We start from the raw sequence: 26,351 nt of genomic DNA, 5'->3' as shown, positions 1-26,351 counted from the left end.
CATCTCGCCCCTTTACGCCCCTCCCTCGGACAATTTCCCCAAAGCGGCCCTCAAGCCGAACCAAGGGAGATGACCTCATGTACATGCTCGACGGGCTGTCACTGCTACTGGCAGTGGCATTGGCGATTTACCTGCTGGTAGCGCTGCTGCGCGCCGATCGCAGCTAAGGGGCGGCCATGCACAGTTACGACTACCTGCTATTGCTGGCGTTCTTCGCCATCGTGCTGCTACCGGCACCCTGGCTGGGGCGCTTCTACTACAAAGTCATGGAAGGCCAGCGCACCTGGCTGTCGCCGGTGCTCGGCCCGGTGGAGCGGGGCTGCTATCGCCTGGCTGGGGTCAACGCCGGGCAAGAACACAACTGGAAGCAGTACACCCTGGCCCTGCTGGCCTTCAACCTGGCCGGCTTCGGGCTGCTGTTCGCCGTGCTGCTGCTGCAGGGCAGCCTGCCGCTCAACCCGCAACACCTGCCGGGCCAGGAATGGTCACTGGCGTTCAACACCGCGGTCAGCTTCATGACCAACACCAACTGGCAGTCCTACAGTGGCGAAGCCTCGGTCAGCTACCTGAGCCAGATGCTCGGCCTGACCGTGCAGAACTTCGTCAGCGCCGCCACCGGCCTGGCCGTGCTGGTTGCCCTGTGCCGTGGCATCGCCCGCCGCTCGACCACCCTGCTTGGCAACTTCTGGGTCGACCTGACCCGCGCCACCCTCTACGGCCTGCTGCCGCTGTGCCTCGTGCTGGCGCTGCTGCTGGTGTGGCAGGGCGTGCCGCAGACCTTTGCCGACTACGCCCATGCCATTACCCTGCAGGGTGCCGACCAGACCATCCCGCTCGGCCCGGCCGCCAGCCAGATCGCCATCAAGCAACTGGGTACCAACGGCGGCGGTTTCTTCGGCGTCAACTCGGCGCACCCGTTCGAGAACCCCACGGCCTGGAGCAACCTGTTCGAGGTGGCCTCGATCATCCTGATCCCGGTGGCGCTGGTGTTCACCTTCGGCCACTACGTCAAGGACCTGCGCCAGAGCCGCGCGATCATCGCCTGCATGCTGGCGCTGTTCCTGATCGGCGGCAGCACCGCGCTGTGGTCGGAGTACCAGCCCAACCCGGCCCTGGAAAGCGCCCAGGTACAGCAGAGTGCGCCGCTGGAAGGCAAGGAGAGCCGCTTCGGCACCACCGGTTCGGTGCTGTGGACGGTCACCACCACCTCCGCCTCCAACGGCTCGGTCAACGCCATGCACGACAGCCTCAACCCGCTGACCGGCATGGTGGCGATGGTCAACATGATGGTCGGCGAGGTGATCTTCGGCGGCGTCGGCGCAGGCCTGTACGGCATGCTGCTGTTCGTGTTGATCGCGGTGTTTCTGGCCGGCCTGATGATCGGCCGTACCCCGGAGTACCTGGGCAAGAAGCTGCAGGCCCGTGAAGTGCAACTGCTGGTGGCGACCCTGCTGGTGATGCCGGTCGGCGTGCTGGTGCTCGGCGCCATCGCCGCCAGCCTGCCAGGCCCGGCCGGCGCGGTGAGCAACCCCGGCGCCCACGGCTTCAGCCAGTTGCTGTACGCCTACACCTCCGGCACTGCCAACAACGGCTCGGCCTTCGCCGGCTTTGGCGCCAACACCACCTTCCACAACGTGATGATCGCCCTGGCCATGCTGATCGGCCGCTTCGGCTACATCCTGCCGGTGCTGGCCCTGGCCGGCAGCCTGGCGGCGAAGAAAAGCGCGCCGCAGGGGCTGAACAGCTTCCCCACCCACGGCCCGCTGTTCACCACGCTGCTGCTGGTGACCATCCTGCTGGTCGGTGGCCTGACTTTCCTGCCGACCTTGGCCCTGGGGCCGATCGCCGAACACCTGAGCCTGGGTTTCTGAGGAATCATTGATGAACATGCCCATTCCTGACGTGAAGGCGCAACGCAGCGCCAAGGACCAGACCCGCTTCGCCGCGCTGTGGCGCCCGGCGCTGCTGCAGGCCTTCGTCAAGCTCGACCCGCGCCAGCTCAAACGCTCGCCGGTGATGCTGGTGGTGGCCCTCACCGCGCTGCTCACCACGGTGCTGTGCTTCGCCCCCGAAAGCGGCGTTAGCACCGGCGTGGCGGTGCAGATCACCGTGTGGCTGTGGTTCACCGTGCTGTTCGCCAACTTCGCCGAAGCCCTCGCCGAGGGCCGCGGCAAGGCCCGCGCCGACAGCCTCAAGGCCGGTAGCCAGGGCCTGACCGCACAGCGCCGCAAAAGCGACGGCAGCTTCGAAACCGTCGCTGCCAGCCAGCTGCGCAAGGATGATGTGGTGCGCGTGGTGGCCGGCGAGATGATCCCCGGCGACGGCGAGGTGCTCGAAGGCATCGCCGCCGTCAACGAGGCCGCCATCACCGGCGAGTCCGCGCCGGTGATCCGTGAGTCCGGCGGCGACCGCTCGGCCGTCACCGGCAACACCCGGCTGGTCTCCGACTGGCTGCTGATCCGCATCTCGACCAACCCCGGCGAATCGACCCTGGACCGCATGATCGCCCTGGTCGAGGGTGCCAAGCGCCAGAAAACCCCCAACGAGATCGCCCTGGACATCCTGCTGATCGGCCTCACCCTGATCTTCCTGATCGTGGTGGTGACCCTGCAGCCGTTCGCCCGCTTTGCCGGCGGCAGCCTGCCGCTGATCTTCCTCGCCGCCTTGCTGGTCACGCTGATCCCCACCACCATCGGTGGCCTGCTGTCGGCCATCGGCATCGCCGGCATGGACCGCCTGGTGCGCCTGAACGTGATCGCCCGCTCCGGCCGTGCGGTGGAGGCGGCCGGTGACGTGCACACGCTGATGCTCGACAAGACCGGTACCATCACCTTCGGCAACCGCCGCTGCAGTGCCCTGCATGCCGCCTCGGGCGTGACCGCCAAGGAACTGGGGGAGGGCGCCTTGCTCGCCTCGCTGGCCGACGACACCGCCGAAGGCAAGTCCATCGTCGAGTACCTGCGCCAGTTGCACGACTTCGACGAGCCGTCGAGCAGCCAGTACCAGGCCATCGCCTTCAGCGCCGAGACGCGCCTGTCGGGTATCGACTTCCAGCAGCACCGCTACCGCAAGGGCGCCGTCGATGCGGTGCTGGCCTTCGTCGGCATGCAGCGCCTGGAAATGCCGGTGCCCCTGGCCCGCGAAGTGGAGCGCATCGCCCAGAGCGGTGGCACGCCGCTGCTGGTGTGCGTCGACAAGCGCCTGCTGGGGGTGATCCACCTCAAGGACGTGGTCAAGCCCGGCATCCGCGAGCGCTTCGCCGAGCTGCGCAAACTGGGCATCCGCACCGTGATGGTCACCGGCGACAACCCGCTGACCGCCGCCGCCATCGCCGCCGAGGCCGGCGTGGATGACGTGCTCGCCGAAGCCACCCCGGAGAAGAAGCTGGCGCGCATCCGCCAGGAACAGAACGACGGCCGCCTGGTGGCCATGTGCGGTGACGGCGCCAACGACGCCCCGGCCCTGGCCCAGGCGGACGTGGGCATGGCCATGAACGACGGCACCCAGGCCGCCCGCGAGGCCGCCAACATGGTCGACCTCGACAGCGACCCGACCAAGCTGCTGGACGTGGTGCAGGTGGGCAAGGAACTGCTGGTGACCCGTGGCGCGCTGACCACCTTCTCCATCGCCAACGACGTGGCCAAGTACTTCGCCATCCTGCCGGCGCTGTTCGCCGCCATCTACCCGCAACTGGGCGTGCTCAACCTGATGCAGCTGGCCAGCCCGCAGAGCGCGATCCTCTCGGCCATCGTGTTCAACGCGCTGATCATCATCGTGCTGATCCCCCTGGCCCTGCGCGGGGTGCGGGTGCAGGCCGCCAGCGCCGCCCACCTGCTGCGGCGCAACCTGCTGATCTATGGCCTGGGCGGGATCCTTGTGCCGTTCGCCGGGATCAAGCTGATCGACCTGCTGCTCAACGCCCTGCACCTGGTTTGAAGGAGAGACTGAGATGACTGCTTATGTACGCCCGGCATTGAGCCTGATCCTGCTGATGACCGTGGTCACCGGCGCCTTGTACCCGCTGGCGGTGACCGGGATTGCCCAGGTGGCGTTCCCCGATCAGGCCAATGGCAGCCTGGTGCGTGATGACAAGGGTGAAGTGCGCGGCTCGGCGCTGATCGCCCAGGAATTCAAGGGTGATGGCTGGTTCCAGTCGCGGCCTTCGGCGGGCGCATACGCCACCGTGGCCAGCAGCGCGAGCAACCTGTCGCCGAGCAACCCCGCTTTGGCCGAACGGGTCAAGGGCGAGGCTGCCGCGCAGTACCAGGCGCAGCAAGGGCCGGTGCCCCTGGCGCTGCTGACCACCTCTGGCAGCGGCCTGGACCCGCACCTGCCGCCGCAAGCCATCGCCTACCAGCTGCCGCGTGTGGCGGCGGCGCGGCAGGTGCCGGTGGAGCGCTTGCAAGTGCTGGTGAATGACGCCACCCTTCGCCCATTGGTCGGGCCGCCGGTGGTCAATGTGCTGGCGCTGAACCAGGCGCTTGAGCGTTTGGCACCTGTTAACCAGCACTGAAAAGGGGGCCGCTTTGCGGCCCTTCGCGGGTAAACCCGCTCCCACAAGGTTGGCGCAGCCCTGAAGATTGGCGCTATCCCTGTGGGAGCGGGTTTACCCGCGAAGGCCTGCGCAGCAGGCCCAAATTCGCAATTAGTAAAGGATGAACCATGAGCAACCCCACCCGCGCCGACGCGCTGTTGGCCGGCCTGCCCCGCGAAGGCCGGGGCAGGCTCAAGGTATTCCTCGGCGCCGCGCCCGGGGTCGGCAAGACCTTCGCCATGCTCCAGGCCGCCCACGCCCAGCAGCGCCAGGGCGTGCAAGTGGTGGCCGGGGTGGTCGAAACCCACGGTCGCACTGAAACCGAAGCCCTGCTCGGCGGCCTGCTGCAGCAACCGTTGCTGCGCAGTGAATACCGTGGCGTGCTGCTCGAGGAAATGGACCTCGACGGCCTGCTCAAGGCCAAGCCCCCGCTGGTACTGGTCGACGAGCTGGCCCACAGCAACGCCCCCGGCAGCCGCCACGCCAAGCGCTGGCAGGACGTGCAAGAACTGCTGGCCGCCGGCATCGACGTGTACACCACGGTCAACGTCCAGCACCTGGAAAGCCTCAACGACAAGGTCCGCGACATCACTGGCGTGCAGGTGCGCGAAACCCTGCCCGACTGGGTGCTGCAGGAAGCCTTCGAACTGGTGCTGATCGACCTGCCGCCACGCGAACTGCTGGAGCGCCTGCGCGAGGGCAAGGTCTATGTGCCCGAGCAGGCCCGCGCGGCTATCGACGCCTATTTCTCCCAGACCAACCTCACCGCCCTGCGCGAGCTGGCGATGCAGACCGCCGCCGCCCAGGTGGATGCGGACCTCGCCAGCGGCTACCGCCAACGGGGCCAGGAAGCCCCGGCCCTGCGCGGCCGGCTGCTGGTGGGCATCGACGGCGACGACCAGGCCGAACGTTTGGTGCGCCACGCCAGCCGCGTCGCCCAACGCCGCCATTTACCGTGGAGCGTGGTGCACGTCGACAACGGCCGCCTGCGCGACGAAACCGCTCGCCATCGCCTGCAGGCCGCCCAGCAACTGGCTGAACGCCTGGGCGGTGAAGTGGTGCTGCTCAGGGCCGGGGAGGTGGCCCGCACGCTGATCCAGCACGCCGCCGAACGCCGCGCCAGCCTGGTGCTGGTGGGCCAGTCCCGCGACTTGCTGCGCCGGCGCTTCTTCGGTGCCGGCGTGGCGGCGCGGCTGCTGCGCGAAAGCCACGGCCTGGAAATCAACGTGCTCGACCGCGACGCCCAGCCACAACCGGCCAGCGCCGCGGCCAAGCGCGTGTGGGTGTGGCGCCACTACCTGCTGGCGCTGGTGGCCACGGTGCTGGCTGCCGGCCTGTCCTGGGCGGTGTCCAGCGTGCTGGCGCTGCCCAACATCTCGCTGGTGTTCCTCGCCGCCGTGCTGCTGGTGGCGGTACGCAGCAGCCTTGGCCCGGCGCTGGCCTGTGCCGTGCTGTCGTTCCTCGCCTATGACTTCCTGTTCATCCCGCCGAACTTCTCGTTCAGCATCCAGCGCGAAGAAGACGTGCTGACCCTGGTGTTCTTCCTGCTGATGGCCGCGCTCACCGGCAACCTCGCTGCCCGCCAGCGCCGCCAGTTGCAGGCCCTGCGCGAAACCCAGGCGCAGACCAACCAGTTGCTCGACCTGTCGCGCCGGTTGACCGTGGCCACCGACCGCCAGGCCGTGTTCAGCGCCGCCGGCCAGCACCTGAACGGCTGGCAGGACGTGCAGGTGTGCCTGCTCGAACGCAGCGCCGATGGCCTGCTGCAAGTCGCCAGCGGCGACGCGCCGGCCTTCACCGACAACGAACGCGCCGCCGCCGAGTGGGCCTGGCAACACGGCCAGGCCGCAGGCTTTGGCAGTGACACCTTGCCCCATGGCCGCTGGTGGTGGTGGCCGCTGGCGGTGGAGGAGCAACCCCTGGCCTTGCTCGGCGTGCGCCCGCGCAACGGCGAGCCCATGGGCGCCCAGCGGCGCCGCCTGCTGATGGCTTTGGCGCAACCTTTGGCCCAGGCCCTGGCCCGCGCCCGCCTGGGTGAGCAACTGGAAGCCGCCCGCCTGCACGGCGAAACCGAGCAACTGCGCAGCGCCTTGCTCGCCTCGGTGTCCCACGACCTGCGCACCCCGCTTACATCCATGCGCGGCAGCATCGACAGCCTGCTGGCGTTGGGCGACGCCATCCCCCCTGGCGACCGCCGCGAGCTGCTCGAAGGCACCCGCGACGAAGCCGAGCGCCTGGACCGCTATATCCAGAACCTGCTGGACATGACCCGCCTTGGCCACGGCAGCCTCAAGCTGGCCCGCGACTGGGTGGCCCCTGCCGATATCGTCGGCAGTGCCCTCAACCGCCTGCGCGTGGTGCTGGCGCCGCTGCGGGTGCACACCGACGTGCCCGGCGAACTGCCGCTGCTGTTCGTGCATGCTGCGCTGATCGAGCAGGCGCTGGTGAACGTGCTGGAAAACGCCGCGCGCTTTTCGCCGCCACATGGGCGGCTCGACTTGCAAGTAAAGGTGCAGGACGAGCAACTGTGCTTCGCTGTCAGCGACCAGGGCCCCGGCATCCCCGAGGACGAGCGTGAAAAGATCTTCGACATGTTCTACACCGCCGCCCGCGGCGACCGGGGCGGGCAGGGCACCGGCCTGGGCCTGGCGATCTGCCAGGGCATGATCGGCGCCCATGGCGGGCGCATCCTGGTAAGCGACGGCCTCGATGGCCACGGCACCTGCATCACACTATGCTTGCCGCTGCCCACCCAACCCGATAGCGAAAGTGAAGCCCCATGAGCCAAGCCGCCACCCTGCTGGTGATCGACGACGAACCGCAGATCCGCAAGTTCTTGCGCATCAGCCTGGCGTCCCAGGGCTACAAGGTGATCGAAGCCGGCACCGGCAGTGAAGGCCTGGCCCAGGCCGCCTTGAGCAAGCCTGACCTGGTGGTGCTCGACCTCGGCCTGCCGGACATGGACGGCCAGCAGGTGCTGCGCGAGCTGCGCGAATGGAGCACGGTGCCGGTGATGGTGCTGTCGGTGCGCGCCAGTGAGGTGCAGAAGGTCGATGCGCTGGATGGGGGGGCCAATGACTACGTCACCAAGCCGTTCGGCATCCAGGAATTCCTCGCCCGCGTGCGCGCACTGCTGCGCCAGGCGCCGCAGGTGGGCAGTGCGACCTCGACGGCCAGCTTCGGGCCGTTGGTGGTGGACTTTGCCTTTCGCAAGGTGACACTGGAGGGGCTGGAGGTGGCGTTGACGCGCAAGGAATACGCGCTATTGGTACAGCTGGCCGGGCACCCGGGGCGGGTGATTACCCAGCAGCAGTTGCTCAAGGATATCTGGGGGCCGACCCATACCGATGACACCCACTACCTGCGGATTGTGGTGGGGCATCTGCGTCAGAAGCTGGGGGATGACCCCACGGCGCCGCGGTTCATCATTACCGAGGCGGGGGTGGGGTATCGGTTGGTGGCGCCAGCTATCTGATGCTTGCCCCTGTGGGTGCAACTGTCTTGTGTTACCTGTGCGGGCTCTTCGCCGGCAAGCCGGCTCCCACAGGGTTAGCGCTTAACTTGGGCTTATGCGGGCGGGGTGGAGCGATTGTCTTGCCCATCATCTGGAATCTGACGCGGTCCCTGTGGGAGCGGGCTTGCCCGCGAACACGGGCGTAGCCCGTGCCATCCACCGCGTCGTCTGTTTCAAACACCCAACTCAAGTGCCAGCAGCTCCTGCACAGTCTGCCGCCGGCGGATCATGCGCACCTGGCCCTGCTCGATCAGAAACTCCGGCAACAGCGGCCGGCTGTTGTAGTTCGACGACATGGACGCGCCGTAGGCTCCGGCATCGTGAATCACCAGCAGGTCACCTACCTTGGCTTGCGGCAGCACCTGGGGCGTCAACTCCTGATCGTCCTGGGTAAACACATCCCCGGACTCGCACAGCGGCCCGGCCACCACGGTCGGTTGCAGCGGGCGATTCACCGGCCTTCCTACGGCATCGAACAGGCTCATGCGGTGATAGGCGCCATACATCGCCGGGCGCATCAGGTCGTTGAAGCCGGCGTCCACCAGGATGTAGTGGTTGCTGCCCATCTGCTTGACGGCGCGCACCTCGGCCACCAGGAAGCCCGACTCCGCCACCAGGTAGCGCCCCGGTTCGATTTCCATGCGCACGGGGTGGCCGAGCATCGCTTCGATCTCGGCCCGCGCCACCGCCCAGGTACGGGCATAGCACTGCAGGTCCACCGGCTGGTCGTCCTGGCGGTAGGGCGTGGACAGCCCGCCGCCGATGGAGAAGGCTTCGATGTCCATGCCCAGTTGGCCGATCAGCCCGACCATGGCCCCGGCCACCTGCTCCAGGTGTTGGTAGTCCACGCCCGAGCCGATGTGCATGTGCACGCCCACCAGGTGCAGGCCGTGCCGCTTCACGCAGGCCAGCGCCTCGGGCAGTTGCTCGTGCCAGATGCCGTGCTTGCTGTTTTCGCCACCGGTGTTGGTCTTGCGGCTGTGGCCGTGGCCGAAGCCTGGGTTGATGCGCAGCCACACCCGATGGCCTGGGGAGCGCTCGCCCAGTTGCTGGAGCATGTCGATGGAACCGGCGTTCACTTCGATACCGGTCTCCACCACACGGGCCAGAGTCGGTTGGTCCAGCACGTCGCAGGTCAGCACCACCCCGGCCGGCTCGCCGGTTACCTGCGCGCCGGCCGCGAAGGCACGTTCCATTTCACCCAGCGAGACCGCATCGAGCACCAGGCCGCGTTCGCGGATCAGGCGCAGCACGTGCAGGTTGGGGTTGGCCTTTTGCGCGAAGCGCACTGTGTCGAAGTGCTGCAGCAGTTGGTCGATGCGCTGGCCGATGGTTTGCGCATCGTAGGCCCACAGGGGCGAGCCGTGTTGGCGGACGGCGTCGGCCAGGAGGGTGGAAGGGGTGCTCATGGTGGTGTTCCTTGTAATGGATGCACCGATGGTGAGGGAATGGGTGGATTCAGAAAAATAGCTATTTTTCTGATTGCTATTCATATTTGATATGTTGAGTGATTCCTGTGGGAGCCGGCTTGCCGGCGATCACCAGCGCAGCCGGTGCCAACCAGCGCATCGCTGGCAAGCCAGCTCCCACAGGGAACCCTGCTAAATCCAAAGGCCTTGGGGCGCCCCATGAAACTCTCCGTCCGCCACATCGAAGTGTTCCGCGCCATCATGGCCGCCGGCAGCGTCACCGGCGCCGCCCGCCTGCTGTTCACTTCGCAGCCCACCGTCAGCCGCGAGCTGGCGCGCATGGAGCAGGTCACCGGCCTGAACCTGTTCGACCGCGAAGGCGGGCGCCTGGCGCCCACCGCCCAGGCCTTGCTGCTGATCGACGAGGTCGAGCGCGCCTTCGTCGGCCTGGAGCGCATCGACCGCTTTGCCCAGGCCATCCGCAACTTCGAGCAAGGCCGGTTGGCCATCACCTGCCTGCCGCTGTTCTCGCAAACCCTGCTGCCCAGGGCCTGCCAGCGCTTCCACCAGCAACACCGAGGCGTCAGCGTGAGCATCACCGCCCAGGAGTCGCCGCTATTGGAGGAGTCGCTGGTCGCACAGCAGCACGACCTCGGCCTGACCGAAGTCGAGCAGGTGCCACGGGGCGCGGTGGGCGAGTTGCTGTTCAGCGCCGACATGGTCTGCGTGCTGCCACAGGGGCACCCGTTGCAGGCCAAGGCGGTACTTGAGCTGAGTGATTTTGACGAAGTCGACTTCATCAACCTGGCCAGCCTCGACACCTACCGCCAGCAGCTCGACCAGCACTTCCGCGCTGCTGGAGTGAACCGGCGCACGGTGATCGAGACCACCAGTGCGGCCTCGGTGTGCGCGATGGTCCGGCAGGGGCTGGGGGTGGCGATCATCAACCCGTTGAGCGGGCTGGAGGCGGGGCAGGGTGGGTTGCCGATTCGGCGGTTGCGTATCTCGGTGCCTTACCAGGTGATGCTGATCCGGCCAGAGCATCGGCCGGCGTCGGTGGTGGTGGAGCCTTTTTGCCGGGCGTTACGCGAGCAGGCTCGGGAAATGGAAGCAGCGTTGGTGCAGGGTACCTGAAACCCGAAGGCAGGTACGACATGGCTCCCATGGCTGCCGGTGAAACGGCATCGCATAGCCAGGTCTGAGAACATCCACTCTCAGACCCTATAGCTCGATGGTTTTACCTGGAATTATTCCAGGCCAATAATTATTGAATTTCAATAATTCTGGATAAAACGATGACAGGCCTTTGCCTGCGTCCCGAGCCGGTGGCCGGCGCACGCTAACGTCACCTGACTTTTCCAACCGGCGTGAAGCTGCCGACCAGGTTTGGGCCAACTGCATTCTTTGGCTTGTAATCCGCCTCGTGTTTCAGCCGGTCTTCGACGCTTGAGTCGATGGCCTCCCGGCCAAACTGCGTTTGCCCGATGTCCCGGTAGTACGGCGGGTTGAATTTGCTGTAGGCACCGCCGAGGAACTGTTTGTACGAGTTGGTGATCGGCAGTGTGGTGGTGGGCAGGCTGGGGATCTTGCTGGTGTCCACCGCCAACCCACATTCGACCGCCTTGTTGATCATCCACGTCAGGGCGATATCCGAGAGGCTGCTGTCCGGGTAGCCACCGCCGATATTGGCGTGGGCACCGGAGAACCAGACTTGCTCTACACGCTGGTTGGGTTTGCTCTTCGGGTCCCACAGGGTGCACTGGTAGTTCTTGCGCCACTCATCGATAGCCACTGCATGGAAGGCGTTGTGCACGATCGAACTCAGTTCGGTGTCATGGAATTCGTAGTACGACTTGTTGAACCAGTCGAAGGACTCCAGCGGCACGCCCAGTGCGCCAACCGTGTCCCAGATGCCCAGCATGTGGATGGTGATGGTGCGCGAGAAGTTGCTGCGAAAGAGTTGCGCGCTGTCCGAGTCGGCGCCTTCGTCGCGGGTGCGGTATAGGCCATAGGCCTCACGGGCCAGGTCGAGGTGCTCGGGCTTGAGCAGCCCCGCGTTGCGGATCAGGCCCACTAGGCTGCGTGCTGTGTAGGCGCCCCGGCTGAAACCGAAGATATGGACCAGGTCACCCGGCTCGTAAGTGCTTGCCAGGTGGCGATAACCGTCGAGGATTTTTTCTGAAAGGCCCACGCCGAAGGCGCCACCGCTTAGGCGGTCGTACCAGTCGGTGCCAACGCCTGCGTCGTACCATTTGTTCTGGGTTGTGCCGTCCTTGTCGCGAGCGAGCAGGGCAGCGTGCAACTTCCACACGTTGGTGCTTTTGCTGCCTTTGATTTCGGACTTCGTATCCGGGGTATTCCAGGTGCCGTCAAACGAGATGATGATTTTCTTGGGCATGGTCCGTTCTCCTTCGCCACTGTGCTGCCTGGGCTTTGAACCGCACTGGGCATGGGCGTGAGTAACGGGCTTTTTCGTGCAAGGTGCAGCGCAAATTACGGCAGGTGGTGCGCTGACAGATGCTCCCAGGGCCATTCGCAGGTGCTGTTCTCAGCGATCACTGTAGCCCTACATTTGTTGGGGTGCCGTGGAGGTTATGCCGGCAAAGCGGTACTTGGTTGATCAGCCGCAGGGCAACAGGTACGGTGGCCAGGTTTCACCATCATGGTCTGGCATTTCATTCGTAGCCCAGGTCCAGATCCTGTGCCTGGTCAGCCAGCGCTTTCATCGCCGCCCGGCTGATCCCGTCGCGCTTGTCCTTGTAGGCAATCAATTCAGCAAACGTAATAACGGGTTGACCGTCAGCGCTGGTAACAGGCATTGCCCCCACATCCAGCAACTGCGCCATATGCGCGCAAGAAACGTTGAGGGCATGGGCCGCTTGGGGAAGGGTCAGCGCAGTTTTTTCCATGACGATGGTGCGTTCCACACCATGGAACGCATCGCGAATCTTCTGGTACCCCAAGCGTGCGTAGAATGCTTGGGCAGTGATGGAAGACGGTACGCGCAGTGACTTGATGCCAGCCCTGACCGCTTGTGCATGGATGGCATCCATCAACTGTTTGCCTATGCCTGCCCCTTGGTGCGCTGGCGCAACAAATACCGTTCTCACAACATCACCATCCAGGCTTGCTGTCGCCAGCAATTGCCCTTGGCAGACCGCTACGAACACCACCCGGTTAGCGAGCAATGCACAGACCGCCGCAGGCGAAAAGCTCTGCTCGATCTGGGCGATCACCTCGGCTGGATAGTCCCGTGCGTTGGACTCACGCAGTGCCGTGATCACGATACGGCTGATGGCTTCTGCGTCGTCGCGCTGAGCGCGGCGGATATGACACTCCATGAATACCTCCCAAGTTGATGTCCCCACAGCCCAGCCGCTTCAACCGGCCGAACCGCTTTTCAACCAACACGCAATCCAGTGTAGGAGCGGCCTTGTGCCGCGAAAGGGCTGCGAAGCAGCCCCAGCGATGTCAGCGTGATAGGAGAGTCCGGGGCAGTGTTGCGACCCTTGCCGATCGTTTCGGCGCTCCGACAAAGCCGCTGCTACATCCCGGGGTCAGCTACTAAGCGGCTCCAATCCTCAGTGCTTCATCCCCAGCTCCGCATCATCCATCAACGCCTTGGCCAGCGCGCTCAGGTAATACGACGCCCACAGCAGTTGCGGCTTGTCTTCCATGATCCCGGTGATGGTCAGGTCGCGCACGCAGCCCATCAGCTCCGAGGCCTGGTCCCGTGCATGCTGGCAGGGGATGCCGGGCTCTATGCAGAACAGCGGGTCGGTCATCCCTTCGCCTTGGTAGAACTTGGTCTTGCCCACGGTGGTGCGGGGCGCGGTATCGTCTGTGTTCATTGCTCAATCTCCCTGAAATGATCGGTACCTGGGCGGGCCCTATCGCGGGTCAAACCCGCTCCCACGGATGCAGGCATAACCCTGCGGGCGGGGAGATGCGTGGGAGCGGCGGTGCGCCGATGCGACTTGCCCCGCGATAGCACCAGCCCAGGCGACACATCGCCAACGGCCTAGTGAAACGCCCGGCGCTCCATTTGCGGCATCTGCACCTGAATCAATGCCGACTCAAGCAGCACCCGCAGCGCCTCGATCTCATGCATCAACGCCATGATCAGGACCGACGCGGGCGCCTTGGGCTGGACCGAAATGACCTGATGCGCCACAGCCTGCACGCACAGCGCGTACTCCGCGGCCTGGATGAGGGTGTCTTCGAGGGAGTGGTGGTTGTGGGGTGGATCGGGAACAATCTTCAACATGACCTATTCCTTAAAAAGGGGCGGTCACCTGACTGCTGTCAAACAGAAGGGTGGCAGCTGTACGTGGGTTGACAGACCGGCGGAATAAGCAAAGTTCCGGCGCACGCAAGCGTGCCCGCACGTACAGCCACCATTGAAGGCTAGCCGTAGGCTTAATACCGTCGCGACCTGTCAAAGTCGATCGCTAGACTCAGCGACTCGCCGAGACTAGGGGGCTGCCAAAGCGACCGCAACGGAAAAAAGGCGGCAGGAGTATGTTTGGGAAATGGACTACAAGTAAGGGCTTTAATCTGAGTTTTCGTGACGGGTAGCGAAGTCAGCAGTTGTGGATATTGGCCGGTCCGGCTCACGAGATTCCTGTGGGAGCGGGTTCATCGGAGCGCCGAACCGCCGCGAACACCGGCGCAGCCGGTGCCATACACCGAGTCGCAGGCTTCGCGGGCAAGCCCGCTCCCACAGGGGCCAGTTTCAGGCAACAGCTGTCGTGCCCAAAAACGCCGCCTCCAACAATTGCCGCGTATATCCATGTTTTGGCGCATGGAATATCGCCCCCGCATCTCCCTGTTCCACTACCTGCCCATGCTTGATCACCATCAACTGATGACTCAACGCCTTAACCACCGCCAGGTCGTGGCTGATAAACAGGTACGTCAGGTTGTACTTAACCTGCAAATTGCGCAAAAGCTCCACCACCTGGCGCTGCACCGTCCGGTCCAGCGCCGACGTCGGCTCATCCAGCAAAATCAAAGCCGGCTTCAACACCAACGCCCGAGCAATCGCAATCCGCTGCCGCTGCCCGCCAGAGAACTCATGGGGATACCGATGCCGCGTACGCGGGTCCAGCCCCACTTCCTCCAGCGCCGCCACAATCGCCGCTTCCTGCTCGGCCGGCGTGCCGATCTTGTGAATCCGTAACCCCTCGCCAACGATATCCGCCACGCACATACGCGGGCTCAGGCTGCCAAAGGGGTCCTGGAACACCACCTGCATTTCCCGCCGCAGCGGCCGCACTTCCTTCTGGTTCAACCCTTCCAGGTTCTGCCCATGGAAGCGAATGCCGCCTTGGCTTGCAATCAACCGCAAGATGGCCAGCCCCAAGGTGGACTTGCCGGACCCACTCTCGCCAACAATTCCCAGCGTCTGCCCCTGGGGCAGGCTGAAGTTCACCCCATCCACGGCCTTCACATGGTCCACGGTCCGGCGCAGCAGCCCCTTCTTGATCGGGAACCACACCTTCAAATCCTTCACCTCCAGCAACGGCGCCCCTTCGGCGTTCGCTGCGGGCGCACCGCTGGGTTCGGCATTGATCAGCATCTGCGTATACGGATGCTGCGGCTTGCTGAACAGCGTGGCGCAATCGGCCTGTTCGACGATCTTGCCGCACTGCATCACGCACACGCGGTTGGCGATGCGGCGCACCAGGTTGAGGTCATGGCTGATCAGCAGCAGGGCCATGCCTAAGCGCGCTTGCAGCTCTTTGAGCAGGTCGAGGATCTTCAACTGCACGGTCACATCGAGCGCGGTGGTGGGCTCGTCGGCAATCAGCAGCTCGGGCTCGTTGGCCAGGGCCATGGCGATCATCACGCGCTGGCGCTGGCCGCCGGACAGTTCGTGTGGGAGGGCCTTCAAACGCTTGCGTGGCTCGGGGATGCCGACCAGTTCCAACAGCTCCAGGGTGCGGGCGGTGGCTTGCTTGCCGGTGAGGCCTTTGTGCAGCAGCAGGATTTCGTTGATCTGCTTTTCGATGCTGTGCAGCGGGTTCAGCGAGGTCATCGGCTCCTGGAAGATCATCGCGATACGGTCGCCGCGGATGCGCTGCATGGGCTTCTCGCCCAGGTGCAGCAGGTCTTTGCCGTCGTACTGGATGCTGCCGGACGGATGCCGGGCCAGGGGGTAGGGCAGCAGGCGCAGGATCGAGTGGGCGGTGACGGACTTGCCCGAACCGCTCTCGCCCACCAGGGCCAGGGTTTCGCCTTTGCGGATGTCGAAGCTGATGCCGTCGACCACACGGTTGACCTGGTCGCCGGTAACGAACTCCACGGCCAGGTCGCGCACTTCGATCAGGGTGTCTTGGCTCATGTCATTTCCTTGGGTCGAAGGCATCGCGGGCGGACTCGCCGATGAACACCAGCAGGCTCAGCATCACCGCCAGCACGGCGAAGGCGCTGATGCCCAGCCACGGCGCTTGCAGGTTGGACTTGCCCTGGGCCACCAGCTCGCCCAGCGACGGGGAACCGGCGGGCAGGCCGAAGCCGAGGAAGTCCAGGGCGGTGAGGGTGCCGATGGCGCCGGTGAGGATGAACGGCATGAAGGTCATGGTCGAGATCATGGCGTTGGGCAAAATGTGCCGGTACATGATCGGGCCGTTGCGCATGCCCAGGGCGCGGGCGGCGCGCACGTATTCGAGGTTGCGGCCACGCAGGAACTCGGCGCGCACCACGTCCACCAGGCTCATCCACGAGAACAGCAGCATGATGCCCAGCAGCCACCAGAAGTTGGGCTGCACGAAGCTGGCGAGGATGATCAACAGGTACAGCACCGGCAGGCCGGACCAGATCTCCAGGAAGCGCTGGCCGGCCAGGTCGACCCAGCCGCCGTAGAAGCCCTGCAGGGCACCGGCGATCACGCCGACGACGGAGCTGGCAAGGGTCAGGGTCAGGGCGAACAGCACCGAAATACGGAAGCCATAGATCACCCGGGCCAGCACGTCGCGGCCCTGGTCGTCGGTGCCCAGCAGGTTGTCGGCCGAGGGCGGCGCGGGGGCGGGCACTTTGAGATCGTAGTTGATGCTCTGGTAGCTGAACGGGATCGGCGCCCACAGCACGAAGGCGTCTTTCTTGGCCAGCAGCTCGCGGATGTACGGGCTCTTGTAGTTGGCCTCCAGCGGGAACTCGCCGCCGAAGGTGGTCTCGGGGTAGCGCTTGAAGGCGGGGAAGTACCACTGCCCGTCGTAGCGCACGGCCACCGGTTTGTCGTTGGCGATCAGCTCGGCACCCAGGCTCAGGCCGAACAGCACCACGAAGATCCACAGCGACCACCAGCCACGGCGGTTGGCCTTGAAGCGCTCGAAGCGCCGGCGGTTAAGGGGGGAGAGGGCCATGTCAGTGCTCCCGGCTGGCGAAGTCGATACGCGGATCGACCAGGGTGTAGGTGAGGTCGCCGATCAGCTTCACCAACAGCCCCAGCAGGGTGAAGATGAACAGGGTGCCGAACACCACCGGGTAGTCGCGGTTGATCGCCGCTTCGAAGCTCATCAGGCCCAGGCCGTCGAGGCTGAAGATCACCTCGATCAACAGGGAACCGGTGAAGAAGATGCCGATGAACGCCGAGGGGAAGCCGGCGATCACCAGCAGCATGGCGTTGCGGAACACATGGCCGTACAGCACGCGGGTGCGGCTCAGGCCCTTGGCCTTGGCGGTGACCACGTACTGTTTGTTGATCTCGTCGAGGAAGCTGTTCTTGGTCAGCAGGGTCATGGTGGCGAAGTTGCCGATCACCAGCGCGGTGATGGGCAGCACCAGGTGCCAGAAGTAGTCGAGGACTTTGCCGGTGGTGGACAGCTCGTCAAAGTTGTTGGAGGTGAGCCCGCGCAACGGGAACCAGTCGAAGTAGCTGCCGCCGGCGAACAGCACGATCAGCAGGATGGCGAACAGGAACGCGGGGATGGCGTAGCCGACGACGATGGCCGAGCTGGTCCACACGTCGAAGTGGCTGCCGTGGCGCACGGCCTTCGCGATCCCCAATGGGATCGACACCAGGTACATGATCAGCGTGCTCCATAGCCCCAGCGAGATGGACACGGGCATCTTCTCGATGATCAGGTCGATGACCTTGGCGTCGCGGAAGAAGCTGTTGCCGAAGTCGAGCTGGGCGTAGTTCTTGACCATGATCCACAGCCGTTCGGGCGCCGACTTGTCGAAGCCGTACATGCGTTCGATCTCGGCGATCAGGGCCGGGTCCAGCCCTTGCGCGCCGCGGTAGTTGGAGCCGGCCACCGACACTTCGGCGCCGCCGCCGGCGATGCGGCTGGTGGCGCCTTCGAAGCCTTCGAGCTTGGCGATCATCTGCTCGACCGGGCCGCCGGGGGCGGCCTGGACGATGATGAAGTTGATGATCAGGATGCCGAACAGCGTGGGGATGATCAGCAGCAGGCGGCGCAGGATATAGGCCAGCATGTCAGTTGGCCTCATCCGCAGGGGCGTCTGTCACGGCGGGGGTGACGTCGGGCTTGATCCACCAGGTGTCGATGCCGATGTCGTACCTGGGCGGCACCTGCGGATGGCCGATGTGGTTCCAGTAGGCCACGCGCCAGGTCTTGATGTGCCAGTTGGGGATCACGTAGTAGCCCCACAGCAGCACGCGGTCGAGGGCGCGGGTGTGGTCGATCAGGCTTTGGCGCGAGTTGGCGTTGATCAACTGCTCCACCAGTTGGTCGATGGCGGGGTCACGCAGGCCGATGAGGTTGCGGCTGCCGGGGTTGTCGGCGGCGGCGCTGGACCAGAATTCGCGTTGCTCGTTGCCGGGGGAGTTGGATTGCGGGAAACCGCCGACGATCATGTCGTAGTCGCGCGAGCGCAGGCGGTTGATGTACTGCGAAACGTCGACGCGGCGGATGTTCAGCTCGATGCCCAGGTCGGCGAGGTTGCGCTTGAACGGCAGCAGGATGCGCTCGAACTGGGTCTGGGCCAGCAGGAACTCGATGTTCAGTGGTTTGCCGTCCTTGTCGACCATCTTGTCGTCGACGATTTTCCAGCCGGCCTCCTGCAGCAGCTTGTAGGCTTGGCGCTGCTGCTCGCGGATCATGCCGCTGCCGTCGGTGACGGGGTTGTGGAAGGCTTCGCTGAACACTTGGTCGGGGACTTTGCCGCGCAGCGGTTCGAGGATTTTCAGTTCGGCCGGGGAGGGCAGGCCCTGGGCGGCCATGTCCGAGTTCTCGAAGTAGCTGCCGGTGCGCAGGTAGGCGCCGTTGAACAGCTGCTTGTTGGTCCACTCGAAGTCCAGCAGCAGGCTCAGCGCCTGGCGCACCCGCACATCCTGGAACACCGGCTTGCGCAGGTTGAAGATGAAGCCCTGCATGCCGACGGGGGTGCCGTTGGGCAGCTCTTCCTTGATCAGCCGGCCATCCCGCACGGCGGGTACGTCGTAGGCGGTGGCCCAGTTCTTCGCGCTGACCTCCAGGCCGTAGTCGAACTGGCCGGCCTTGAGCGCTTCGAGGGCGACGGTGTTGTCGCGGTAGGAGTCGAAGGTCATCACGTCGAAGTTGTAGAAGCCGCGGTTGATCGGCAGGTCCTTGGCCCAGTAGTCCTTGACGCGCTCGTAGCGGATCGAACGGCCGGCCTTCACGTCGGCGACCTTGTACGGGCCGCTGCCCAGGGGGATTTCCAGGTTGCCGCGGTTGAAGTCGCGGTTTTCATACCAGTGTTTGGGCAGCACCGGCAGCTGGCCGAGGATCAGCGGCAGCTCGCGGTTGTTGGTGTGCTTGAACTTGAACAGCACCTTGAGCGGGTCTTCGGCGACCACCTCGGCGACATCGCCGTAGTACTGGCGGTACAGCGGCGCGCCATCCTTGATCAGGGCGTTGAAGGTGAACACCACGTCCTCGGCGCGCATCGGGTGGCCGTCGTGGAAGCGCGCTTCGGGGCGCAGGTAGAAGCGCACCCAGCTGTTGTCGGGGGCTTTTTCGATCTTGCCGGCCACCAGGCCGTACTCGGTGAAGGGTTCGTCCAGGCTCTGGCGCATCAGGGTGTCGTAGATGCTGCCAACGTTGTCGGCGGGCACGCCCTTGTTGATGAACGGGTTGAGGCTGTCGAAGCCGCCGAAGCTGGACTGGCGGAAGGTGCCGCCCTTGGGCGCGTTCGGGTTGACGAAGTCGAAGTGCTTGAAGTTGGCCGGGTATTTCGGCGCTTCGTCGTACAGCGTCAGGGCGTGTTGCGGGGCGGCCATGGCCGGGAGCGTGAGGCAGGCCAGCAGCAGGCAGGCGGCCAGGCGCAGGGTCGGGGTCATTTGGCTTTCTCCGAAGTCTTCTTGATCCACCAGCTGTTCAGCCCGAGGGTGTAGGGCGGCGTGGTGACGAAGGCCAACCGGTTGCGGTAGGCCAGGCGATGGTTGTCCAGGTACCAGTTGGGGATCATGTAGTACTGCCATGAGAGCACGCGGTCCAGGGCCCGGGCGGCGGCGATCTGGTCATCGCGGGTGCGGGCGGCGAGCAGGGTGTCGAGCAGGTGGTCGACCACCGGGTCCTTCACGCCAGCATAGTTCTTGCTGCCCTTGGTTGCGGCCTGGCTTGAGTGGAAGTACAGCCACTGTTCGAGGCCGGGGCTCAGGGTCTGGTTCAGGGTCATCAGGATCATGTCGAAGTCGAACTGGTCGAGCCGTTGTTTGTACTGGGCGCGGTCGACGGTGCGCAAGCGCGCATCGATGCCGATGCTGGCCAGATTTTCGACATAAGGTTGCAGGATGCGTTCAAGGTTCGGGTTCACCAGCAGCAGCTCCATGCGCAGCTGCTGGCCCTTGCCGTCCACCAGGCGCTGGCCGTTGAGCTTGAAGCCGGCCTGGGCGAACAAATCAAGGGCCTGGCGCAGGGTCTGGCGGCTGATGCCACGGCCATCGGTGTGGCTGACCTGGTAGGGCTCGGTGAACAGCTTCTCGGGCAACTGGTCGCGGAACGGCTTGAGCAGCAGCCACTCCTTGCCTGTGGGCAGGCCGCTGGCGGCGAACTCGCTGTTGGGGTAGTAGCTGGTGGCGCGGCGGTAGGCGCTGCTGAACAGCGCGCGGTTGGTCCACTCGAAGTCGAGCATCAGGCCCAGCGCCTGGCGTACCCGAGGGTCGCTGAAGGTGGCGCGGCGGCTGTTGATGAACAGGCCCTGGGTTTGCGTGGGGATCTGGTGCGGGATCTGCGCCTTGATCACCTCGCCCCGGCGCACGGCGGGGAAGTTGTAGCCGTTGGCCCAGTTCTTGGCCTGGTGCTCGATATAGATGTCGAACTCGCCGGCCTTGAAGGCTTCGAAGGCCACGGTGGCGTCGCGGTAGAACTCGTATTCGACGCGCTTGAAATTGTACTTGCCCCGGTTGACCGCCAGGTCCTTGCCCCAGTAGTCCTTCACCCGCTCGAACACCAGGCGCCGGCCCGGCTGCACTTCGGTAATGCGGTACGGGCCGCTGCCCAGTGGTGGTTCGAAGGTGGTGGCCTTGAAATCGCGGTTTTGCCAGTAATGCTTGGGCAGCACCGGCATCTCGCCCAGGCGCAGGATCAGCAGCGGGTTGCCGGCGCGCTTGAACACGAAGCGGATGCGCAAGGGCCCGAGGATGTCGACGCGCTGCACCTCTTGCAGGTTGGTGCGGTACAGCGGGTGGCCGTCCTTGAGCAAGGTGCGGTAGCTGAAGGCGACGTCGGCCGAGGTGATCGGCGCGCCGTCGTGAAAACGTGCCTCGGGGCGCAGGTTGAACACCACCCAGCTGCGGGCCTCGCTGTACTCGACGCTGCGGGCGATCAGGCCATAGCTTGAGGTGGGTTCGTCGCCAGAGGGGTCGTACATGCCGGTGCCGACCATCAGCGGCTCGTTCAGCTCGCTGATGCCGTACTGCAGGAAGTTGGGCGTGGTGACCGGGCTCGAGCCCTTGAAGGTGTAGGGGTTGAGCGTGTCGAAGGTGCCGAATGCCATGGCCCGCAAGGTGCCGCCTTTAGGGGCTTGCGGGTTGACCCAGTCGAAGTGGGTGAAGGTGGCCGGGTACTTGAGCGTGCCGAACTGCGCGTATCCGTGGCTTTCGCTCACCATCGCGACGGCGGGGAAGCTCAAGGCCAGGCTGAGGGACAGCAGGAGGGGACGTATCAAGTCGGCATCCGATCCAGAAGGCGTTGGGCTTTGGTCGGGGTACAGTAACAGCTTGTCTGGAATGGAAAAAGGTGTGGGGCAGGGCTTTCGAGGTGTCTGCTTTGGGGGCTGCTGTGCAGCCCATCGCGACACAAGGCCGCTCCTACAGGGATAGCACAACACAGGGATTGGCTGATTAGCTGTAGCAGCGGCCTTGAGTCGCGAAAAGGGCGCAAGGCGCCCTCATGAATTCACATCAACGCGTCAGGTAGACGGTCAGGGTCTGCCCTGGCTTGAGCGCATGCCCGCTGCGCGGGTTCCAGCGCTTGAGGTGCTGCATCTCGACATTGAAGCGCTTGGCCACCAGGTAGTAGGAGTCGCCCTTGCGCACCTTGTACTGGGTGGAGCGCTGCTTCGAGTCGGCCACCCGGTTGGCGGCGGCGCTCGGTGCGCTGCCACCACGCAGGGCCAATACCTGGCCGACCTTGAGGCTGTTGCCGCGCAGGTTGTTCCAGCCCTGCAACTGCTTGACCGACACCCGGTTGGCCTTGGCGATGCTGCCCAGGTTGTCGCCGCGCTTGACCCGGTAGCTGCGTGCCGCCGGTGCCTTGGCCTCGGCCAGGGCGGCGTTGAACACGGCCTTGTTCGGCTGCAGGCTGACCAGCTCCTCGGGCTTGAGGTTGGACATGCGATCGGTCAGCAACTGCGCCTTGGCGGTGGGCACCAGCAGTTGCTTGGGGCCGTCCACGGTCATGCGCTTCTTGAACGCCGGGTTGAGCTGGATCAGCTCGTCCTCGTCGATGTCGGCGAAGGCGGCGACCCGCGACAGGTCGAGGCGCTCGCTGATGGCGACGGCTTCGAAGTAGGGTTCGTTGGCGATCGGGTTGAGGTTGACGCCATAAGCTTGCGGGGTGTTGACCACCTGCGACAGGGCCAGCAGCTTGGGCACGTAGTCGCGGGTTTCCTGCGGCAGCGGCAGGTTCCAGTAGTCGGTCGGCAGGCCAAGGCGTTCGTTGCGCTCGATGGCGCGGCTGACGGTGCCTTCGCCGGCGTTGTAGGCAGCCAGGGCCAGCAGCCAGTCGCCGTTGAACATGTCGTGCAGGCGGTTCAGGTAATCCAGCGCGGCGTTGGTCGATGCGGTGATGTCGCGGCGGCCATCGTAGAAGTTGGTCTGGCGCAGGTTGAAGTGGCGCCCGGTGGACGGGATGAACTGCCACATGCCGGCGGCGTGCGCGCGGGAGTAGGCCATCGGGTTGTAGGCGCTCTCGATGGCTGGCAGCAGGGCCAGCTCCAGCGGCATGTCACGTTCTTCGAGGCGTTCGACGATGTAGTGCAGGTAGAGGCTGCCACGCTCGCCGGCGTTCTCGAGGAACGACGGGTTGCTGGCGAACCACAGGCGCTGCTGCTCGATGCGCGGGTTGACGTCCATGCCGTCCTGCAGGGCGAAGCCCTGGCGCATGCGCTCCCATACATCCTGCGGGGCCTGCTCCTTCGGTTTGACCAGCAGCGGGGCGGGCTTGTGCTTGATCCGCGCCTGGTAATTGTGCGCGCGAACGCTGTCGGATTCGTCGAGCTGACGGGTGCTCTGGCAGCCGACCAGGGTGGCGGCCAGCGCCAGTGCACTGATCTGGGCCAGTCGCGTCAGGGCGACCGAATGAGAGGTTCTGCGGCTAGTGGAAGGCATCGGCTGGAACAGGTATCCGGGCAAAAAAGTTCGGCGATTCTAGAAACCGGTCCCGGCCGGGTCAACCTTTGCACCTGTGTCGCGATATATCTTGGGGTTATCAAAACACATCCTTCCAAGACCTCAAGGCAGCAAAAACAGTGGCTTGGGTGTCGTTGGAATGCCCCTTCCATTCGTCTGCTTTTTGTTTAACGGATGTTTCAGCAGTGCGCAGGAAGGGGTTGGTCTGGCGCTCCAGGCCAATGGTTGACGGCAAACTGATGCGATTGTCGGCGCGCAGCCGGGTAACGTCTTCGAATCGCTGCAGAACGTGCGCGTTGTGCGGCTCTACGGCGCGGGCGAAGCGCAGGTTGCTCAAGGTGTATTCGTGGGTGCAGTAAACCTGTGTTGCGGCGGGCAGGGCGGCCAGGCGCTGCAATGAATGGTGCATCTGCTCGGGTGTACCTTCGAACAGGCGGCCACAACCGGCGGCGAACAGGGTGTCGCCACAGAACAGTAGCGGTGTGGTCGATTGCGCAGTGTAATAGGCGATGTGCCCAAGGGTGTGGCCTGGCATGGCCAGTACCTCGAAGTCCAGCCCCAGCACCTGCACGCGGGCGTTGTCTTCCAGGGCCAGGTCGCGGGCCGGGATGCGTTCGTGGGCCGGGCCGCAGACGCGGGCGCCGGTCGCCATTTTCAGCGTTTCGACGCCGCCGACGTGGTCGTGGTGGTGGTGGGTGACGAGGATATCCGTCAGTGCCCAGCCTGGGTGGGCATCGAGCCAGGCCTGCACCGGCCCGGCATCACCGGGGTCCACCACCGCGCAGCGACGATTGGCAGTATCCTGTAACAACCAGATGTAGTTGTCGGAGAAAGCGGGTAGGGCATCGATCTGTATCATGGTGCGGATCCGTATCGCCAAGCCTGGACATTGAAGGCATCTTAGCCGCGATGGCGCGGCCGGAGAACCTTCGAGGGAGAACGCAATGACCGACCAAGCCTTCGCCCAGGCCGACCCCGAGTGGGTTGAGCTGATCAGCCTGGCCCGCGAGTGGTTCAACGGGCCGCTCGGGCGGTTGATGCTCGAGGAAGAACAGAAACTGCTCGAACAAGAGCTCGGCCGCTTCTTCGGCGGCTATCTGGTGCATTACGGCCCCGGTGCCGACGCCCCGCCCAGTGCCCCCCAGGTGCAACGCAACGTGCGCCTGGGCGCGCCGCTGCCGGGGGTCGAGATCGTCTGCGAGGAGCAGGCCTGGCCGCTGTCGGAGCACGCCGCCGACGTGGTGGTGCTGCAACATGGCCTGGATTTCAGCCTGTCCCCCCATGGCCTGCTGCGCGAAGCGGCCAGTGCGGTGCGCCCGGGCGGCCACTTGCTGATCGTCGGTATCAATCCCTGGAGCAGCTGGGGCATGCGCCATTTCTTCAGCCACGGCGCCTTGCGCAAGGCGCGCTGCATCCCGCCGTCGCGGGTGGGCGACTGGCTCAACCTGCTGGGCTTCGCGCTGGAGAAACGCAGGTATGGGTGCTATCGTCCGCCGCTTGCCTCGGCGGCCTGGCAGCAACGCCTGGCCGGCTGGGAGCGCATCGCCGGTGGCTGGCAGACGGCCGGTGGTGGTGTCTATCTGCTGGTGGCACGCAAGATCATGGTCGGCCTGCGGCCCCTGCGCCAGGAGCGCCGCGAGCCCATGGGCAAGCTGCTGCCACTGCCGCTGGCCAAGGTCAACCGCAACGCCAGCAACCCCGATATCGAAAAGCATTGAAGATGAGTGGTACATGAGCGAAAGCGATAGCGTCGAGATCTACACCGATGGCGCCTGCAAGGGCAACCCAGGCCCAGGCGGCTGGGGCGTGCTGATGGTGTTCAAGGGCGTCGAGAAGGAGTTGTGGGGCGGCGAGCGCGAAACCACCAACAACCGCATGGAGCTGATGGCCGCGATCGAAGGGTTGAAGGCGCTCAAGCGTGAATGCGAGGTGGTGCTGACCACTGACTCGCAGTATGTGATGAAAGGCATCAACGAGTGGATGGTCAACTGGAAGAAGCGTGGCTGGAAGACTGCCGCGAAAGAACCGGTGAAGAACGCTGACCTGTGGATGGCCCTGGATGAGCAGGTCAATCGCCACAAGGTGACCTGGAAGTGGGTGCGTGGGCACATCGGCCACCCGGGCAATGAGCGCGCTGACCAGCTGGCCAACCGCGGCGTCGAAGAGCTGCGCGCCAAGCGTTGATGTCCTTATGGGGCTGCTGCGCAGCCCTTCGCGGCTAAAGCCGCTCCCACAGTATTCACGCGCTCCAGTGTAGGAGCGGCTTTGGCCGCGAAGGGCCGCAAAGCGGCCTCGAGTCCGGTATACTCCCGCCCCGAATTCAAGCACCGCATGTTGGAGTCCCCCGCGTGGAGCAGCAGCAAGACAAACGGTTCATCATCCTCGACACCGAAACCACGGGTATGCCGGTGGCCGACGGCCACCGCATCATCGAGATCGGCTGTGTCGAGGTTGTGGGCCGGCGCCTGACCGGGCGGCATTTCCACGTCTACCTGCAGCCCGACCGCGAAAGTGACGAGGGCGCCATCAACGTGCACGGCATCACCGACGCCTTCCTGGTCGGCAAGCCGCGTTTCGGCGATGTGGCCGAAGAGTTCTTCGACTTCATCCAGGGCGCCACCCTGGTCATCCACAACGCGGCGTTCGACGTTGGCTTCATCAACAACGAATTCGCCCTGCTGGGCCAGCACGACCGCGCCGATATCTCGCAGCACTGCCCGATCCTCGACACCCTGATGATGGCGCGCTCGCGCCACCCAGGGCAGCGCAACAGCCTGGATGCCCTGTGCAAACGCTACGGCATCGACAACTCCGGCCGTGATCTGCACGGCGCATTGCTCGACTCGGAACTGCTGGCCGACGTCTACCTGGCGATGACCGGTGGGCAGACCAGCCTGTCGCTGGCCGGTGACGCTGCCGGCGATGAAGACGGGCAGGGCAGCACCGGTAGCGAGATCCGCCGGATTGTCGGGCGCGCACCGGGGCGGGTGATCTTGCCTAGTGAAGAAGAACTGGCAGCCCATGCCGAGCGTCTGGCGGCGGTCGCCAAGTCGGCCGGTGGGCCGGCGATGTGGCAGGTGCTGAGCGAAACGCCTGCCGACTGATTTATTG

At 64.9% G+C, this 26,351-nt stretch carries 21 protein-coding genes and 1 pseudogene; 10 read left to right on the top strand and 12 right to left on the bottom strand.

The window, feature by feature from the left end; all coding sequences use genetic code 11:
* Nucleotides 1–77: 77 nt before the first annotated feature.
* The 6 genes from kdpF (at nucleotide 78) to L6D77_RS22250 (ending at nucleotide 8,009) form a co-directional block, all read left to right on the top strand.
* The gene (gene kdpF, locus L6D77_RS22275) at nucleotides 78–167 is read left to right on the top strand and encodes a K(+)-transporting ATPase subunit F (protein WP_033743702.1); all 90 of its coding nucleotides are present in this window, start codon (nucleotides 78–80) and stop codon (nucleotides 165–167) included.
* Nucleotides 168–176: 9 nt separating this feature from the next.
* Entirely contained in the window at nucleotides 177–1,871 is a 1,695-nt protein-coding gene (kdpA, locus tag L6D77_RS22270) for a potassium-transporting ATPase subunit KdpA (protein ID WP_232883908.1), read from the top strand.
* A 10-nt stretch (nucleotides 1,872–1,881) separates the two neighbouring features.
* Nucleotides 1,882–3,936, top strand: a complete 2,055-nt coding sequence (gene kdpB, locus L6D77_RS22265; RefSeq protein ID WP_232883909.1) for a potassium-transporting ATPase subunit KdpB — start codon at nucleotides 1,882–1,884, stop codon at nucleotides 3,934–3,936.
* 13 nt (nucleotides 3,937–3,949) lie between these two features.
* The gene (gene kdpC / locus L6D77_RS22260) at nucleotides 3,950–4,513 is read left to right on the top strand and encodes a potassium-transporting ATPase subunit KdpC (protein ID WP_232883910.1); all 564 of its coding nucleotides are present in this window, start codon (nucleotides 3,950–3,952) and stop codon (nucleotides 4,511–4,513) included.
* Nucleotides 4,514–4,662: 149 nt separating this feature from the next.
* The gene (locus L6D77_RS22255; protein ID WP_232883911.1) at nucleotides 4,663–7,317 is read left to right on the top strand and encodes a sensor histidine kinase; all 2,655 of its coding nucleotides are present in this window, start codon (nucleotides 4,663–4,665) and stop codon (nucleotides 7,315–7,317) included.
* A complete protein-coding gene (locus L6D77_RS22250; protein ID WP_232883912.1) occupies nucleotides 7,314–8,009 on the top strand; it encodes a response regulator in 696 nt (231 codons plus the stop codon). The genes L6D77_RS22255 and L6D77_RS22250 overlap by 4 nt, the downstream gene beginning before the upstream one ends.
* Nucleotides 8,010–8,221: 212 nt before the next feature.
* Here the strand turns inward: L6D77_RS22250 and lysA are convergent, their stop codons facing one another.
* Complete coding sequence (gene lysA / locus L6D77_RS22245) at nucleotides 8,222–9,457, bottom strand: diaminopimelate decarboxylase (protein WP_232883913.1); 1,236 nt, start codon at nucleotides 9,455–9,457, stop codon at nucleotides 8,222–8,224.
* A gap of 219 nt (nucleotides 9,458–9,676) precedes the next feature.
* Between lysA and L6D77_RS22240 the strand changes: the two genes are divergently transcribed.
* Nucleotides 9,677–10,591, top strand: coding sequence for a LysR family transcriptional regulator (locus L6D77_RS22240; protein ID WP_232883914.1), 915 nt, complete (start codon nucleotides 9,677–9,679; stop codon nucleotides 10,589–10,591).
* Between the two features lie 211 nt (nucleotides 10,592–10,802).
* On the opposite strand, the gene L6D77_RS22235 is transcribed toward L6D77_RS22240, so the two are convergent.
* The 11 genes and pseudogenes from L6D77_RS22235 to gloB form a co-directional block, all read right to left on the bottom strand.
* Nucleotides 10,803–11,855, bottom strand: coding sequence for a DUF2235 domain-containing protein (locus tag L6D77_RS22235; RefSeq protein ID WP_232883915.1), 1,053 nt, complete (start codon nucleotides 11,853–11,855; stop codon nucleotides 10,803–10,805).
* 502 nt (nucleotides 11,856–12,357) lie between these two features.
* Nucleotides 12,358–12,798 (bottom strand): annotated as a pseudogene (locus tag L6D77_RS22230) (N-acetyltransferase family protein); the annotation flags it as partial.
* Nucleotides 12,799–13,038: 240 nt separating this feature from the next.
* The gene (locus tag L6D77_RS22225) at nucleotides 13,039–13,308 is read right to left on the bottom strand and encodes a DUF3077 domain-containing protein (protein ID WP_232883916.1); all 270 of its coding nucleotides are present in this window, start codon (nucleotides 13,306–13,308) and stop codon (nucleotides 13,039–13,041) included.
* Between the two features lie 170 nt (nucleotides 13,309–13,478).
* Complete coding sequence (locus L6D77_RS22220; RefSeq protein WP_232883917.1) at nucleotides 13,479–13,724, bottom strand: hypothetical protein; 246 nt, start codon at nucleotides 13,722–13,724, stop codon at nucleotides 13,479–13,481.
* A gap of 468 nt (nucleotides 13,725–14,192) precedes the next feature.
* On the bottom strand, nucleotides 14,193–15,803 hold the full coding sequence (locus L6D77_RS22215) for an ABC transporter ATP-binding protein (RefSeq protein ID WP_232883918.1): 1,611 nt from the start codon (nucleotides 15,801–15,803) through the stop codon (nucleotides 14,193–14,195).
* Between the two features lies 1 nt (nucleotide 15,804).
* Nucleotides 15,805–16,824 carry an ABC transporter permease gene (locus L6D77_RS22210; RefSeq protein WP_125859437.1) on the bottom strand — a complete coding sequence of 340 codons (1,020 nt, stop codon included), beginning with the start codon at nucleotides 16,822–16,824 and terminating at the stop codon, nucleotides 15,805–15,807.
* A 1-nt stretch (nucleotide 16,825) separates the two neighbouring features.
* A complete protein-coding gene (locus L6D77_RS22205) occupies nucleotides 16,826–17,899 on the bottom strand; it encodes a microcin C ABC transporter permease YejB (RefSeq protein ID WP_125464850.1) in 1,074 nt (357 codons plus the stop codon).
* A gap of 1 nt (nucleotide 17,900) precedes the next feature.
* Nucleotides 17,901–19,727 carry an extracellular solute-binding protein gene (locus L6D77_RS22200; RefSeq protein WP_232883919.1) on the bottom strand — a complete coding sequence of 609 codons (1,827 nt, stop codon included), beginning with the start codon at nucleotides 19,725–19,727 and terminating at the stop codon, nucleotides 17,901–17,903.
* Complete coding sequence (locus L6D77_RS22195) at nucleotides 19,724–21,556, bottom strand: extracellular solute-binding protein (protein WP_232883920.1); 1,833 nt, start codon at nucleotides 21,554–21,556, stop codon at nucleotides 19,724–19,726. Before L6D77_RS22195 ends, L6D77_RS22200 begins: the two co-directional genes overlap by 4 nt.
* Before the next feature lie 235 nt (nucleotides 21,557–21,791).
* A complete protein-coding gene (locus tag L6D77_RS22190) occupies nucleotides 21,792–23,219 on the bottom strand; it encodes a lytic transglycosylase domain-containing protein (RefSeq protein WP_232883921.1) in 1,428 nt (475 codons plus the stop codon).
* Between the two features lie 100 nt (nucleotides 23,220–23,319).
* Entirely contained in the window at nucleotides 23,320–24,099 is a 780-nt protein-coding gene (gloB, locus tag L6D77_RS22185) for a hydroxyacylglutathione hydrolase (protein ID WP_232883922.1), read from the bottom strand.
* Between the two features lie 85 nt (nucleotides 24,100–24,184).
* Between gloB and L6D77_RS22180 the strand changes: the two genes are divergently transcribed.
* The 3 genes from L6D77_RS22180 to dnaQ all read left to right on the top strand — a co-directional run bounded on the left by L6D77_RS22180 (nucleotide 24,185) and on the right by dnaQ (nucleotide 26,344).
* A complete protein-coding gene (locus tag L6D77_RS22180; protein ID WP_232883923.1) occupies nucleotides 24,185–24,958 on the top strand; it encodes a class I SAM-dependent methyltransferase in 774 nt (257 codons plus the stop codon).
* Between the two features lie 13 nt (nucleotides 24,959–24,971).
* Nucleotides 24,972–25,424, top strand: a complete 453-nt coding sequence (rnhA, locus tag L6D77_RS22175) for a ribonuclease HI (RefSeq protein WP_232883924.1) — start codon at nucleotides 24,972–24,974, stop codon at nucleotides 25,422–25,424.
* A gap of 164 nt (nucleotides 25,425–25,588) precedes the next feature.
* On the top strand, nucleotides 25,589–26,344 hold the full coding sequence (gene dnaQ / locus L6D77_RS22170; protein WP_232883925.1) for a DNA polymerase III subunit epsilon: 756 nt from the start codon (nucleotides 25,589–25,591) through the stop codon (nucleotides 26,342–26,344).
* Nucleotides 26,345–26,351 lie beyond the last annotated feature (7 nt).

The sequence above is a fragment of the Pseudomonas parasichuanensis genome, from assembly GCF_021601385.1.
Classification (GTDB): Bacteria; Pseudomonadota; Gammaproteobacteria; order Pseudomonadales; family Pseudomonadaceae; genus Aquipseudomonas; species Aquipseudomonas parasichuanensis.
Note: the sequence above shows the minus strand (reverse complement) of the source record. Positions and strands in the feature narration are given on the sequence as shown.

Bases quoted from the DNA above. Each gene is read 5' to 3' on its own strand.
- kdpF (WP_033743702.1), top strand. From the start codon at position 78: ATGTACATGCTCGACGGGCTGTCACTGCTACTGGCAGTGGCATTGGCG.
- kdpA (WP_232883908.1), top strand. From the start codon at position 177: ATGCACAGTTACGACTACCTGCTATTGCTGGCGTTCTTCGCCATCGTG.
- kdpB (WP_232883909.1), top strand. From the start codon at position 1,882: ATGAACATGCCCATTCCTGACGTGAAGGCGCAACGCAGCGCCAAGGAC.
- kdpC (WP_232883910.1), top strand. From the start codon at position 3,950: ATGACTGCTTATGTACGCCCGGCATTGAGCCTGATCCTGCTGATGACC.
- L6D77_RS22255 (WP_232883911.1), top strand. From the start codon at position 4,663: ATGAGCAACCCCACCCGCGCCGACGCGCTGTTGGCCGGCCTGCCCCGC.
- L6D77_RS22250 (WP_232883912.1), top strand. From the start codon at position 7,314: ATGAGCCAAGCCGCCACCCTGCTGGTGATCGACGACGAACCGCAGATC.
- lysA (WP_232883913.1), bottom strand. From the start codon at position 9,457: ATGAGCACCCCTTCCACCCTCCTGGCCGACGCCGTCCGCCAACACGGC.
- L6D77_RS22240 (WP_232883914.1), top strand. From the start codon at position 9,677: ATGAAACTCTCCGTCCGCCACATCGAAGTGTTCCGCGCCATCATGGCC.
- L6D77_RS22235 (WP_232883915.1), bottom strand. From the start codon at position 11,855: ATGCCCAAGAAAATCATCATCTCGTTTGACGGCACCTGGAATACCCCG.
- L6D77_RS22225 (WP_232883916.1), bottom strand. From the start codon at position 13,308: ATGAACACAGACGATACCGCGCCCCGCACCACCGTGGGCAAGACCAAG.
- L6D77_RS22220 (WP_232883917.1), bottom strand. From the start codon at position 13,724: ATGTTGAAGATTGTTCCCGATCCACCCCACAACCACCACTCCCTCGAA.
- L6D77_RS22215 (WP_232883918.1), bottom strand. From the start codon at position 15,803: ATGAGCCAAGACACCCTGATCGAAGTGCGCGACCTGGCCGTGGAGTTC.
- L6D77_RS22210 (WP_125859437.1), bottom strand. From the start codon at position 16,824: ATGGCCCTCTCCCCCCTTAACCGCCGGCGCTTCGAGCGCTTCAAGGCC.
- L6D77_RS22205 (WP_125464850.1), bottom strand. From the start codon at position 17,899: ATGCTGGCCTATATCCTGCGCCGCCTGCTGCTGATCATCCCCACGCTG.
- L6D77_RS22200 (WP_232883919.1), bottom strand. From the start codon at position 19,727: ATGACCCCGACCCTGCGCCTGGCCGCCTGCCTGCTGCTGGCCTGCCTC.
- L6D77_RS22190 (WP_232883921.1), bottom strand. From the start codon at position 23,219: ATGCCTTCCACTAGCCGCAGAACCTCTCATTCGGTCGCCCTGACGCGA.
- gloB (WP_232883922.1), bottom strand. From the start codon at position 24,099: ATGATACAGATCGATGCCCTACCCGCTTTCTCCGACAACTACATCTGG.
- L6D77_RS22180 (WP_232883923.1), top strand. From the start codon at position 24,185: ATGACCGACCAAGCCTTCGCCCAGGCCGACCCCGAGTGGGTTGAGCTG.
- rnhA (WP_232883924.1), top strand. From the start codon at position 24,972: ATGAGCGAAAGCGATAGCGTCGAGATCTACACCGATGGCGCCTGCAAG.